We start from the raw sequence: 12,320 nt of genomic DNA on the forward strand, positions 1-12,320 counted from the left end.
TCATTGATATCCCGTCTGTTCCGCTGATACCGTCGCCCATCATGAGTTCCGCCACTGATCGCCCCGTGACGCTCGACCGCGTGTCGAAGGCGATCGTCGAGCAGCTGCAGGAAGACGGCCGCCGCTCGTACGCCGAGATCGGCAAAGCCGTCGGTCTCAGCGAGACCGCCACGCGCCAGCGCGTGCAGAAGCTGCAGGATGCCGGCATCCTGCAGATCGTCGCGGTCACCGACCCGCTGCAGCTCGGCTTTGCGCGGCAGGCGATGATCGGCGTGCGCGTCTCGGGAGACACCCGCGTCGTCGCCGCTGAGATGGCGGAACTCCCGGGTGTGACCTACGTGGTCTCCACCGCGGGGTCGTTCGACCTGCTCGTCGAGGTCGTCTGCGAGAGCGACGACGACCTCATCGACCTGCTGAACGACCGCGTGCGCGCCCTTCCCGACGTCGTCTCGACCGAGACGTTCGTCTATCTCAAGCTCCACCGTCAGCTCTACAACTGGGGAACACGATGACCCTTCTCGATACAGACCAGAACGCGACCCTCCAGACGAAAGCCCGCGACCACCTCTGGATGCACTTCGCCCGTCAGTCGGTGATGACTGACGGCCCCGGCGTCCCGATCATCGTCAAGGGCGAGGGGCACCACATCTTCGACTCCACCGGCAAGCGCTACATCGACGGCCTCGCCGGGCTCTTCGTGGTCAACGCCGGGCACGGGCGTCGGCGCATCGCCCAGGCCGCGGCGAAGCAGGCCGAGGAGCTGGCGTTCTTCCCCCTGTGGTCGTACGCCCATCCTGCCGCGATCGAGCTCGCCGAGCGCCTGGCCAACCTCGCGCCCGGGGACCTCAACCACGTCTTCTTCTCCACCGGTGGCGGGGAGGCGGTCGAGACCGCGTTCAAGCTCGCCAAGCAATACTGGAAGACGCAGGGGCAGCCCACCAAGCACAAGGTCATCTCGCGCGCCATCGCGTACCACGGCACCACGCAGGGCGCCCTCGCCATCACGGGCCTGCCGGTGATGAAGCACATGTTCGAACCCGTCACCCCGGGCGGCTTCCGCGTGCCGAACACGAACTACTACCGCGCCGAGGAATCGGGATTCGGGGGCGGAACGCCCGAGGAATTCGGTCTGTGGGCCGCCGACCGCATCGAGCAGATGATCCAGTTCGAGGGGCCCGAGACCGTCGCCGCGGTGTTCCTCGAGCCCGTGCAGAACGCGGGTGGCTGCTTCCCCGCCCCGGCCGGATACTTCCAGCGCGTGCGCGAGATCTGCGACAAGTACGACGTTCTGCTCGTCTCCGACGAGGTCATCTGCGCCTTCGGTCGCCTGGGCCACTACTTCGGCGCGTCGGCGTACGACTACCAGCCCGACATGATCACGTTCGCCAAGGCCGTGACGAGCGGCTACTCCCCTCTCGGCGGCACGATCATCAGCGACCGCATCTACGAGCCCTTCGCACACGGGGACGCGTCGTTCCCGCACGGCTACACCTTCGGCGGGCACCCCGTCTCGGCCGCGGTGGCGTTGGAGAACCTCGACGTCTTCGAAGAAGAGGGGCTGCTGGAGAACGTCCGCACGAACTCGCCTGTCTTCCGCTCGACGCTGGAGAAGCTGCTCGACCTGCCGATCGTCGGTGACGTCCGCGGAGACGGCTACTTCTTCGGCATCGAGCTCGTGAAGGACAAGGCGACGAAGGAGACCTTCGACGACGACGAGTCCGAGCGTCTCCTGCGCGGCTTCCTGTCGAAGGCACTGTTCGACGCGGGCCTGTACTGCCGCGCCGACGACCGGGGCGACCCCGTCATCCAGCTCGCCCCGCCCCTGACCCTCGGTCCTGCCGAGTTCACCGAGATCGAGCAGATCCTTCGCTCCGTCCTCACCGAGGCATCCACCCGCCTCTGACCCGGGAGGGATGCCGGCGCCACCCCTGTCGGCATCCCTCTCCCCCACCGCACACCGACACCACGCTCTCCCGGCACCACCCCCGCCGACACTCCCGCTCCCACCCTGAGCGGTGCCTCCGATGCTGTACCCGACACCATCTCCCGTCACGACCGCGTCGTGACCCGCACCCTCCAGGAGGAGCCACGAACGATCATCTCGGTGCCGCGACGGCACCCACGAACTCGGGCGCGAAGCTCGCCCGCACCCTCGGCCTCTGGTCGATCGTCGGCCTCGGCCTGGGGTACATGACCCCGACCGTGGTCTTCGACACCTTCGGTCTTGTCGCCGAGAAGACGAACAACGTCGTGCCCGCGGCCTACGCGGTCGCCCTGATCGTGCTCGTGTTCACCGCGATCAGCTACGGCAAGATGGTCCGCGTCATCCCGAGCGCCGGTTCCGCCTACACCTATGCGCGCGAGTCGATCCACCCCGGGGTCGGCTTCGTCGTCGGTTGGACGGCGCTGATCGACTACATGCTGCTGCCCATGGTGAATGCGCTGATTCTGCGCAGCTACATGGAGGCGCTGTTCCCCGACGTCCCGGGCTGGATCTGGGTCGTCGTCTTCACCGCCGGTGTCACCGGGGTGATCTACCTGACGATGCGCGGCACCTCGAACGTCAACATGATCCTGCTGGTGTTCTCGATCCTCGTGATGACCGTCTTCGTCGTCATGGTCGTCGTGCAGCTCGTGGGCGGGGCGGGGGCGGGCACCCCGGTGTCGATCGCCCCCTTCGCCCACAGCGAGGTGCAGTTCGGCGCGGTGCTGGCCGGCGCCACGGTCGTGTGCTTCTCGTTCATCGGTTTCGACGCGGTGTCGATGTACTCCGAAGAGGCCAAGACCCCCAAGATCATGCCCCGCGCGATCGTGCTGACGCTCATCGTGGGTGGCCTCATCTTCCTCATCGCCTCGTACGTGACGCAGCTGCGCTTCCCCGACTCGACCGCGTTCCCGCAGGAGGCGATCGAAGACAGCACGCTGCCCGAGATCGGCGTGCAGGTCGGCGGCCCGGTGCTGCAGGCTGTGCTCACGGCGGCGGGGTTCGCGGCGACGCTGGCGTCGTGGCTCGCTTCGCACGCCTCGGTGTCGCGCATGCTCATGGTCATGGGCCGCAACAACGTGCTGCCGCGCCGGATCTTCGGGTTCATCAATCCCAAGACCCACACGCCGACGTTCTCGATCATCATCGTCGGGGTCGTGAGCCTGCTGGCGATCTCGTTCACGCTCGAGCAGATCGCGGCGTACATCAACTACGGCGCGCTCGTGGCGTTCTCGTTCGTGAACATCTCGGTCATCGCGTGGTTCGCGATCCGCAAGGGTCTGCGCAAGACGCCCGGCGACATCGTCCGCTACATCGTCATGCCCGGTATCGGTCTCCTGCTGACGGCCCTGCTGTGGGTGAACCTCGACGGACACGCCCTCATCGGTGGTCTGATCTGGACTGCTCTGGGCGTGGTGTATCTCGTGATCCTCACGCGCGGCTTCCGTCGCCCGATCGCCTCGTTCGATGAGAACGAGCCGGTCACGGGCGTGAACAAGACGCTCCCGGGGCCGCGTTCGGAGATCTGAGCCGGCGTCGTCGCGGGAAAGCGTTTCGGCCGCGGCATCCCGTCCGAGGGGTGTCGCGGCCGTTGCGTGTCCCGCGCTCCGGAGATCAGACGCGGCTGCCCGTCGGGGTCTCGCGCTCTGTCCCGCCGTCACCGCGCCGTACCTGCGCCTCGCCACCCTCGATCAGGCGAGCGCCCCCGACAGCATCCTGAGCACCGGTCGCGCGCCGACGGGCTCGGTGAACGTCGCGTCACCCGTCCTGCGCGCCGATCACGAGTACCCCACGGGCTCCTCCCTGAGGCTCATCGACGGGGTCCCGTGGCTGCGCGGGTACCGGTGCGACGACGAGTTCGTGCACTCCCCCGGCGATCGCTTCGCGTTCCGCGTTCCGGCGGGCGAGCCGAACTCCTGAGTTCTGCGGCGGAACCCCGCGAAGGCACACCCGGCGGGGGCAGCGCGCGCTGTTTCTCAGGAGTTTCGCCCGCACTCGACCGCGGCTGCCGTCTGCGCCCGAAATCACCGCTCGAACGGCGTCACCGCTCCGAGCACGATCGTCTCGGCGTCGTGCCCGTTCGCCCACCAGTGCGGCGCCGAGCAGCCGTAGGTTACCGTGTCACCGGCGTGGAGCTCGACCCGGCGGTCGGACTGACAGACCACCAGCACACCCGACTCCACCGTCACCGTCTCGGTGCCGATGTGCCGGAACGGACTCGCCTCGTTCGTGAACCCCGGCGGAAGCGTCGAGCGGATCAGCTGCAGCATCGACTCCCCACGCGGAGTGAGCAGCTCGCGCTCCGCGCGCTGGTGCGGGGGTGCGTCGGCCGCGACGGCCATGACGTGCCGCTTGGCGCGGGTGACGACGGCGAGGGGAACGGCGGGCTCATCGAGGAGCTGGGTGACCGGGATGCCGAGAGCCCCGGCGAGGCGCTGGAGCGACTGCAGCGAGGGGTTTCCCAGACCTCGCTCGAGTTGACTGACGAGGCCGAAGCTGACGCCCGCTTTCTCGGACAGGGCTTGCACGCTCAGGCCCAGGCGTTTGCGCGCTTCGCGCACCGCGGCCCCGAGGGTCTCGACCGTACGCTGTTCGTCGGCATCCGTGACTCGTGTCATGACCGTGTCAGCGTATCGAGAACGCCGTCACGCCCGTGCCCCGCTCGCCCGCATCCCCGTGCACCGCCCGGGACACCGTGGGGCGGGGGCAGAGGTATGGCGCGGAAGCGAGAGGGCGCACATCCCTCGGACGTCAGCGAGATCACGCCCGCACCCGCGGGCCGTCGGGCGGGACGGCGGCCAGGAGCGCGCGCGTGTACTCCTTGCGGGGATGCGCGAACAGCTCGGCCGCCGGGGCGGCCTCCACGACCGATCCGTTCTTCAGCACGACGACGTCGTGACTCATCTGCTGCACGATCGCGAGATCGTGGGCGATGAAAAGGTACGTCAGCTGCTGCTCGACCTGCAGACGGCGCAGCAGCGCGAGCACCCGCGCCTGCACCGAGACGTCGAGCGACGCCGTCGCCTCGTCGAGGATCACCAGCTCGGGCTCGAGAGCCAGGGCACGGGCGATCGACACGCGCTGGCGCTGACCGCCGGAGAGCTCGTGCGGATAGCGCTTCGCGAAGGCCGGGTCGAGGTCGACGAGGTCGAGCAGTTCCTTCACCCGGGCGGTGCGCGCGGCCGCGGTCCGTCCGCCAAGGCGGTGGACGCGCAGCGGCTCCACGATCGCGTCGGCGACCGTGCGTCGCGGGTCGATCGAGGCGAACGGGTCCTGGAACACCATGGCGATGCGTCGGCGGTCGCGGCGCTTCGCGCGCAGCGCGTCGCGGACGCTCGCGCCGTCGGCATCCGCCATCGTCGCGGTGCCCGCGTGCGGGGCGACGAGTCCGGTAAGGGCGTTCGCGATCGTCGATTTACCGGAACCCGACTCGCCGACCAGCGCGAGGGTCGTTCCGCGGCGCACGGCGAACGAGACGTCGTCGACCGCGTGCACGGTGCGGCGACCTGCCGGTGTCTGCACGGCGAAATGCACGTCCAGACCGGCGACCTCGAGCAGGGGCGCGGCGGCGGGCTCGGGAGCCGGTCCGGCCCCGGCGACCACGCGCGGGCGAGCGGCGAGCAGTTCCCGGGTGTAGGCGTGCTGCGGGTCGGCGTACACGTCGAGGAGGGGACTCTGCTCGACGGCCTCCCCGTGACGCAGCACGAGCACGTCGTCGGCGACCTGCCCGATCACGCCGAGGTCGTGGCTGATCCAGACGACGGCGGTGCCGCGGTCGCGTTGCAGCTGCTGCACGAGGTCGATGATCTGCGCCTGGGTCGTGACGTCGAGCGCGGTCGTCGGCTCGTCGGCAACGAGCAGCGCCGGGTCGCACGCGAGGGCGATGGCGATCATCACGCGCTGACGCTGACCGCCCGAGAACTGATGCGGGTACCCCTCGACCCGCGAGGCGGGATCCGGGATGCCGACGGCCTCGAGCAGCGAGATCGCCCGGGTGTGCGCGGCCCGCCGCGTGAGTCCGCGGTGCGCCTCGAGGGACTCGGCGATCTGCCGCCCTGCGGTGAGGAACGGGTTCAGCGAGGTGGAGGGGTCCTGGAAGACGAAACCGACGGCGTCGCCGTGCACCGAGCGGAGCGTGCGGTCGGCGGCTCCCACGAGCTCGACACCGGCGGCATCCGGCCCCGTCCTGAGAATGCTCGAGCCGGTCACCCGGCGCCCGGGAGCATCGATGAGACCCGTCGCGGCGAGCACCGTCAGAGACTTGCCGGAGCCGGACTCCCCCACGATCCCGAGGGTCTGCTCGCGCTCGACCGAGAAATCGAGTCCGTGGACGATGGGGGTCTCGCCGATCGCGACGCGGAGGTCGCGGACGTCCAGAACAGTCATCGTGAGCTCTCCTCGGTGGTGTCCAGACGTTCCAGCCCCGTTCTCCGGCGCCGACGCTCACCCTGCCGCGCCTCGATGATCGTGCGCTGCCGCGGGTCGAGACCGTCGCGGAGCCCGTCGCCGAGCAGGTTGAACGCGAGGGCCGTGACGAAGATCGCCGCACCCGGGAACACACTCATCCACCACGCCTGCGCGAGGAAGCCCTGCGCGGTGAACAACATGCCTCCCCACGACGGGGCCGGAGGCTGGATGCCGAGACCGAGGAACGACAGGGCGGCCTCGGAGAGGATCGCGAAGGCGAGAGACAGCGAGGTCTGCACGACGATCGGCCCACCGATGTTCGGCAGCACGTGCCGCACGAGAATCATGGGCGCAGGTGTTCCCATCGTTCGCGACACCTGCACGAACGGCGACGTGCGGAGCGACAGGGTGCTCGCCCGGGCCACGCGGGCGAAGATCGGCGTGTAGACCACGCCGATCGCGATGGTCGTGGTCAGCATGCCCGGCTCGAAGATCGCGATGATCGCGAGCGCGAGGAGCAGCACCGGGAAGGCGAACATCACGTCGACCACGCGCATGAGTGTCGCGTCGACCCAGCCGCCGGCGTACCCCGCGACGACGCCGAGGGCGAGGCCCAGGACGAGAGCGATGGCCACGGCGATCACCGCGATGGTGAGCGAGGTCGACCCGGCGAGCAGGACGCGCGAGAAGACGTCGCGGCCGAGTTCGTCGGTGCCGAACCAGTGCGCGGCACTCGGCGGGGTGAGCGCGTTGGCGACGTCGATCTGATTGACGCCGTAGGGGGCGATCCACGGCGCGAGCACGGAGGCCACGACGACGACGGCCAGGACGACCGCGGCGGCCACCGTGAGGGGGTTGGATGCCAGGAGGCGCCAGGACCGGACGCGCGGGCGGGCGGCTGCGATGCCGGGGTCGCCGACGGTGCCGGGCGTCGGCCCGGACGCGGGGCGGCGAGCGGGGGTGAGATCACTCATGCGGCACGGATCCTCGGGTCGACGACGGCGTAGAGCACGTCCACGATCAGGTTGACGACGATGAACATCACGGCCACGAGCAGCACGGCCCCCTGGATGAGCGGGTAGTCGCGCGCGGCGACGGCGTCGTAGACGAGACGGCCGAGGCCCGGCCACGCGAAGACGACCTCGACCACGATGACGCCGCCGAGGATGGTCGCGAGCTGGATGCCGGCGATGGTGAGCACGGGAACGAGGGCACCGCGGACGATGTGGCGTGCGACGACGACCCGGCGCGGGAGGCCCTTCGACACGGCGGTGCGGATGTACCCCGACGAGGCGACGTCGATCACGGCGGCGCGGATGTAGCGCGTCATGATGGCGCCCGCGACGAGGCCGACGGTGATGCCCGGCAGGGTCACCTGCCGAAGCCACCCGCCGGGGTCGTCGGTGAAAGCGATGTATCCGCTCGCGGGGAGGAGACCCAGGGTGACCGAGAAGAGGGAGATGAGCAGCATCCCGAGCCAGAAGTCGGGGATGGAGACGCCGAACTGGCTGCTCAGACGAACGATCACGTCGCTCACGCGGCCCTCGCGCTGCGCCGAGTACACCCCGGCCGGGACGGAGATGACCAGGGCGATGATCAGGCCCACGAGCGCGAGCGAGATCGTCGCGGGCAGTCTCTGCAGCAGGGTGGTCGTCACGGCCTGCCCGTTGCGGAAGCTCACCCCGAGGTCGCCGGTCAGCGCGTGAGCGATGTACGAGAAGAACTGTTCGGGCAGCGATCGATCGAGACCGGATGCCGCGCGCAGCGCCTCGTACGCCTCAGGGGTGTAGCGCGTGCCAAGGGCGAGGCGCACGGGGTCGCCGGGCACGAGGTGCACGAGGGCGAACACGACGATCAGCACACCCAGCAGCACGATGGCCGACGAGAGCAGGCGCGCGCCGAGGAAACGCGCCATCTGAGCGGGGGCAACCCTCATGGAATCACTCTCCTTGTGAGAACGGACGAGACGGAAGGGGTCGTCCGGACGGGCGAAGCCGCGGGGGCACCGGCATCCGGCACCCCCGCGGCGGGCATCACTTGTCGATGCTCGTGCCCACGAAGCGGATCGCGCGGTCCGCGCGGGTCTCGTAACCCGACACCTTCGGCGACCACAGCTGCGTCACCGACGGGTTGTAGAGGTAGATGTAGCTGGCCTTGTCGGCGATGATCGTCGCGGCCTGGGCATACAGCTCCTTGCGGGCGTCGACGTCGGTCTCGACGCGGCCCGCGTCGAGGAGGCGGTCGACCTCGGGGTCCGAGAACTTCTGCGCGTTGCTCGCGCCGTCGGTGTGGTGCTGCGAGTAGTAGAAGTCGTCGGGGTCGATGTTGCCGAGCCAGCCCATCATCAGCATGTCGAAGTTGCCCGAGTTCTGCTCGTCGAGCCACGTCGAGAAGTCGGGCTGCCGGATCTGGACCTGGATGCCGAGGGGCTCGAGGTTCGCGGCGATGATCTGGGCCGCCGTGACCGTCTCGGGGTAGTCGCTCGTCGCGAGCAGATCGAGGGTTCCCCCGGTGAAGCCGGCCTCGGCCAGCAGCGCCTTCGCCTTGTCGACGTCGGTGGAGTAGGTGTTGTACTCCGTGTACCAGACGCTCTGCTTCGGGATCGCGAGCTGGTTCTTCTCGGCGGTGCCGTAGCTGACGGCCTGCACGATGGCATCCCGGTCGATGGCGTAGGCGACGGCCTGGCGAACGCGCACGTCGTTCCACGGGGACTTCGCCTCGTTGAGAGCGAGGTACCAGTAGTCGCTCGAGGGCGTGAGTCCGAGGTTCACGGTGCTGTCGCTCTCGAGCTGCTCGACCTGCTGCGGCGGGACCACGTCGGTCCAGTCGATGTCGCCGGCCTTGAGGGAGGCGAGAGCCGTGGCGGGCTCGGAGATGAAGCGGTACTCCACTCCCCCGAGCTTCGGGGCGCCGCCCCAGTAGTCGGGGTTCGCCTTCAGGGTGATGTGGTCGCCGGCGACATAGTCGCTGACCGAGAACGGCCCGGTGCCGACGGGGGCGGTCGTGATCTCGCCCGATTCGACGTTGGCCTTCTCGACGATCGCCATGCCCTTGAAGCCGCCGAGGTTCGACAGCAGGTTGGGGGTGGGCTGCGAGACCGTGATCACGACGGTCCTGTCATCGGGGGCGCTGACGTCGCTGACGGTGGCGAACTTCCAGGCGTTGGAGAGCTTCTCGTCGATGATGCGCCGGTAGGAGTACACGACGTCTTCGCTGGTGAAGTCCGACCCGTCCTGGAATGTGACGCCGTCGCGCAGGGTGAAGGTCCACGTGAGCTGGTCGTCGCTCGTGGTCCAGCTCTCGGCGAGCGCCGGCTGCATCTCGAGGTTCGCGTCGGGCTGAACGAGGGTGTCGTAGACGTTCTCGAGCACCTCGAAAGCGAAGTACGACGTCGTCTTCTGCGGGTCGAGCTGATCGGGCTCTCCACCGATCGCGGCGACGAGGGTCTGGCCGGACGCGGAGCCGGAGTCGCCGAGATCGACGCTCTGGCCCGCCGAGCAACCGGCGAGGGCGAGGACCGCGGCGAGCGCGCCGGCGATGCCGAGTGTGGTGCGCGATGTCATGTGAATGCCAATCGGGTGAGCGGGTCATCATTTAGATGATGTTTCGATCAGTATGTGCAAGCATGGGGGCGGGCACAAGCGGGGGGCGGCCCCGAAACACGATCTTCACAAAGCCGCTCCTCCCCGGCCGCCCGTCCCTCGTCGACCCCTCGGGAGCATCCATGACCTTCACCGTCCTCGCCCGTGACGCCCGTCACGGCCTGATCGGTGCCGCGACCGCGAGTCGCTCCCTCGCCGTCGGCGCGTCGGTGATCGCCGTCGACCCCGCCGCGGGGGTCGTCGCCAGCCAGGCATGGACGAATCGTTCGTTGCGGGGGCGCCTTCTGACCGCGATGCGCGAAGGGCGGTCGGCCGCCCACGCCGTGGCATCCGTCCCCTCCTGGGACGAGGGGCACGCGCTCCGTCAGGTCGCGGCGCTCGCGTGGACGTCGCCCGGGGCGGCCCGCTCGGGTGACGCGATCACCCCCTGGGCGGGTGATTCGACGACGACGGATGCCGTGTTCGCGGGCAATCTGCTGACCGGCCCCGAGGTGCTCGAGGCGATGAGCGATGCCTGGGTCCGAAGCGAGGGTGACCTCGCGGACCGACTCATCGAGGTGCTCCGGGCCGGGGAGGCCGCCGGTGGCGACGCGCGCGGCCGGCAGAGCTGCGCGCTCCTGATCGCGTCTGCGGAGGACACGGTCCTCGACCTCCGCGTCGACGACCATGATGACCCGATCGCCGAGCTCCGGCGCCTGCGCCGCCTGTCCGCGGTCCCCACCGGGGTGCCCGCCACCGGACGGTAGGCCGCGCGCTCGGCCGGTATCCGCCGCGCCGGTAGACTCCCCTCAGTGACCACCACCCGCGCCGAAGCCGCCTACCTGCGCTCGGTGACGGCGTTCAAGAACCCCACTCTCGATCTTCTGCACGGTCGGTTCGCCCCCTTCGTCGTCGCCGTGCTGTCGGTGGTGTTCTCCCCCGATCGCCCGGCCGTCGCCGTCGCCGACGCGCACGTCGAGGTCGCCGAGGCGATCGACGAGCTGCGCGCGGCGGGGTATGACACCGACGACGACCGACGGATCCCCGCGGGATCGGCCCGCGACATCTGCCGCGGTTGGGTGCGGGTGGGCTGGCTGGGCCTGCAGATCGAGGACGACGTCGAGGTGTACCGCCTCTCCGCGCACGCGGTGGGCGCCCTCGAGATCGCGGGACGAGCCGGTGGCGGACGCGCGCGCGTCTCCCGCTCGCGCGTGCGCACGCTGCTCGATGCCGTCGAACGTCTGGCGCGCGACGCCGAGAGCGACCCCGCCCGCCGCCGCGAGGCGTTGCTGGCGGAGCGCGCCGCCCTGGATGCCGAGATCGCGGCGCTCGAGGAGGGTGAGGTCGTTCCCCCGGACGACGATCACCTGCTCGAGGAGGCGGAGAACGTCATCCATCTCGCGCGCGAGCTTCCCGCCGACTTCTCGCGCGTCGCGGAGTCGATCGCGGCGATGCAGCGCGACGTGGTCGCCGAGCTCCGCCGCGACGTGCGCCCCACCGGCGAGGTGCTGCGCGAGTACCTCGAACGCGGCCGCCAGGTGATGCAGGCGACCCCCGAGGGCCGGGCGTTTCAGGGCGCCCTGCGGCTCATCGGCGACCCCGAGCGCATCGACGACCTCACCGACCAGCTGCACGCCGTGCTCACCCAGCCGTTCTCGCGTCTGATGACACCGGAGCAGCGGACCGAGCTCGACGCCATCGCCCGGCGCGTCGAAGCCGGAGTGCAGGAGGTGCTGACCGCGCAGCGGCGCGCCTCCCACGTCATCACCGCCCAGGTGCGCACGCACGATCCGATCCGCGACCGTCAGGTCGACGATCTCTTGCGCGGCGTGATGGCGGGGCTGCACCGCTGGAGCCAGACCCGCGCGCCCGGCCGCGTCGAGCCGGTGCGCACCCTGCCGCTCGCCGACGTGGGGCACCTGCGCCAGTCGATCAGTGACGTGCGCCCTCCCGGAGCGCCCGAGCCCCTGGCATCCGGAGATTCCGACGTCGAGTTCGTCGACGCCGACACGCGCGCGTGGGGCGGACCGCATTACGCCGAGCTCGAGGCCTACGTCGCACGGCTGGGCGACGGCTTCGACCTCGCGGAAGCGTTCGCGGCGGCGGATGCCGAGACCCGGCGCCCCGTGGACCTCGTCGGTCTGCTCGAGATCGTGCACCGCGGCGGCTTGACCGAGACGGACGACGTCTCGATCGTGGAGGCCGTGCGCCCCGACGGGACGACACGGCGCTTCGCGTTCGGGGCGGTCAGAGCAGACACCTTCGCAGAACAGGATGCCGATGACTGACGTGACGACCCCGAGCACCGCAGCGCCGGAGACCCGTCGGGACACCGGCGACGACCCGGA

At 69.8% G+C, this 12,320-nt stretch carries 11 protein-coding genes; 6 read left to right on the forward strand and 5 right to left on the reverse strand.

Annotation, left to right across the window (positions count from 1 at the left end; genetic code table 11):
* Positions 1-41: 41 nt before the first annotated feature.
* The 4 genes from PIR02_18980 (at position 42) to PIR02_18995 (ending at position 3,904) form a co-directional block, all read left to right on the forward strand.
* Entirely contained in the window at positions 42-512 is a 471-nt protein-coding gene (locus PIR02_18980; GenBank protein WZH36807.1) for an Lrp/AsnC family transcriptional regulator, read from the forward strand.
* A complete protein-coding gene (locus PIR02_18985) occupies positions 509-1,903 on the forward strand; it encodes an aspartate aminotransferase family protein (protein ID WZH36808.1) in 1,395 nt (464 codons plus the stop codon). The genes PIR02_18980 and PIR02_18985 overlap by 4 nt, the downstream gene beginning before the upstream one ends.
* 287 nt (positions 1,904-2,190) lie before the next feature.
* Positions 2,191-3,513, forward strand: coding sequence for an APC family permease (locus PIR02_18990; GenBank protein WZH36809.1), 1,323 nt, complete (start codon positions 2,191-2,193; stop codon positions 3,511-3,513).
* 217 nt (positions 3,514-3,730) lie between these two features.
* Positions 3,731-3,904 (forward strand): hypothetical protein, encoded by a 174-nt coding sequence (locus tag PIR02_18995; GenBank protein ID WZH36810.1) that lies wholly within the window; start codon positions 3,731-3,733, stop codon positions 3,902-3,904.
* Positions 3,905-4,008: 104 nt separating this feature from the next.
* On the opposite strand, the gene PIR02_19000 is transcribed toward PIR02_18995, so the two are convergent.
* The 5 genes from PIR02_19000 to PIR02_19020 form a co-directional block, all read right to left on the reverse strand.
* On the reverse strand, positions 4,009-4,602 hold the full coding sequence (locus PIR02_19000) for an XRE family transcriptional regulator (protein WZH36811.1): 594 nt from the start codon (positions 4,600-4,602) through the stop codon (positions 4,009-4,011).
* A 142-nt stretch (positions 4,603-4,744) separates the two neighbouring features.
* The gene (locus tag PIR02_19005; protein WZH36812.1) at positions 4,745-6,370 is read right to left on the reverse strand and encodes an ABC transporter ATP-binding protein; all 1,626 of its coding nucleotides are present in this window, start codon (positions 6,368-6,370) and stop codon (positions 4,745-4,747) included.
* The gene (locus PIR02_19010) at positions 6,367-7,365 is read right to left on the reverse strand and encodes an ABC transporter permease (protein ID WZH36813.1); all 999 of its coding nucleotides are present in this window, start codon (positions 7,363-7,365) and stop codon (positions 6,367-6,369) included. Before PIR02_19010 ends, PIR02_19005 begins: the two co-directional genes overlap by 4 nt.
* Positions 7,362-8,327, reverse strand: a complete 966-nt coding sequence (locus PIR02_19015) for an ABC transporter permease (GenBank protein WZH36814.1) — start codon at positions 8,325-8,327, stop codon at positions 7,362-7,364. Before PIR02_19015 ends, PIR02_19010 begins: the two co-directional genes overlap by 4 nt.
* 97 nt (positions 8,328-8,424) lie before the next feature.
* Entirely contained in the window at positions 8,425-9,954 is a 1,530-nt protein-coding gene (locus PIR02_19020) for an ABC transporter substrate-binding protein (GenBank protein ID WZH36815.1), read from the reverse strand.
* 161 nt (positions 9,955-10,115) lie between these two features.
* Between PIR02_19020 and PIR02_19025 the strand changes: the two genes are divergently transcribed.
* Together PIR02_19025 and PIR02_19030 are read left to right on the forward strand one after the other, a co-directional pair.
* Entirely contained in the window at positions 10,116-10,739 is a 624-nt protein-coding gene (locus tag PIR02_19025; GenBank protein ID WZH36816.1) for a DUF1028 domain-containing protein, read from the forward strand.
* Positions 10,740-10,784: 45 nt separating this feature from the next.
* Positions 10,785-12,260, forward strand: a complete 1,476-nt coding sequence (locus PIR02_19030; protein ID WZH36817.1) for a DUF3375 domain-containing protein — start codon at positions 10,785-10,787, stop codon at positions 12,258-12,260.
* Positions 12,261-12,320 lie beyond the last annotated feature (60 nt).

The sequence above is a fragment of the Microbacterium enclense genome (assembly GCA_038182865.1).
Taxonomy (GTDB): Bacteria; Actinomycetota; Actinomycetes; order Actinomycetales; family Microbacteriaceae; genus Microbacterium; species Microbacterium enclense_B.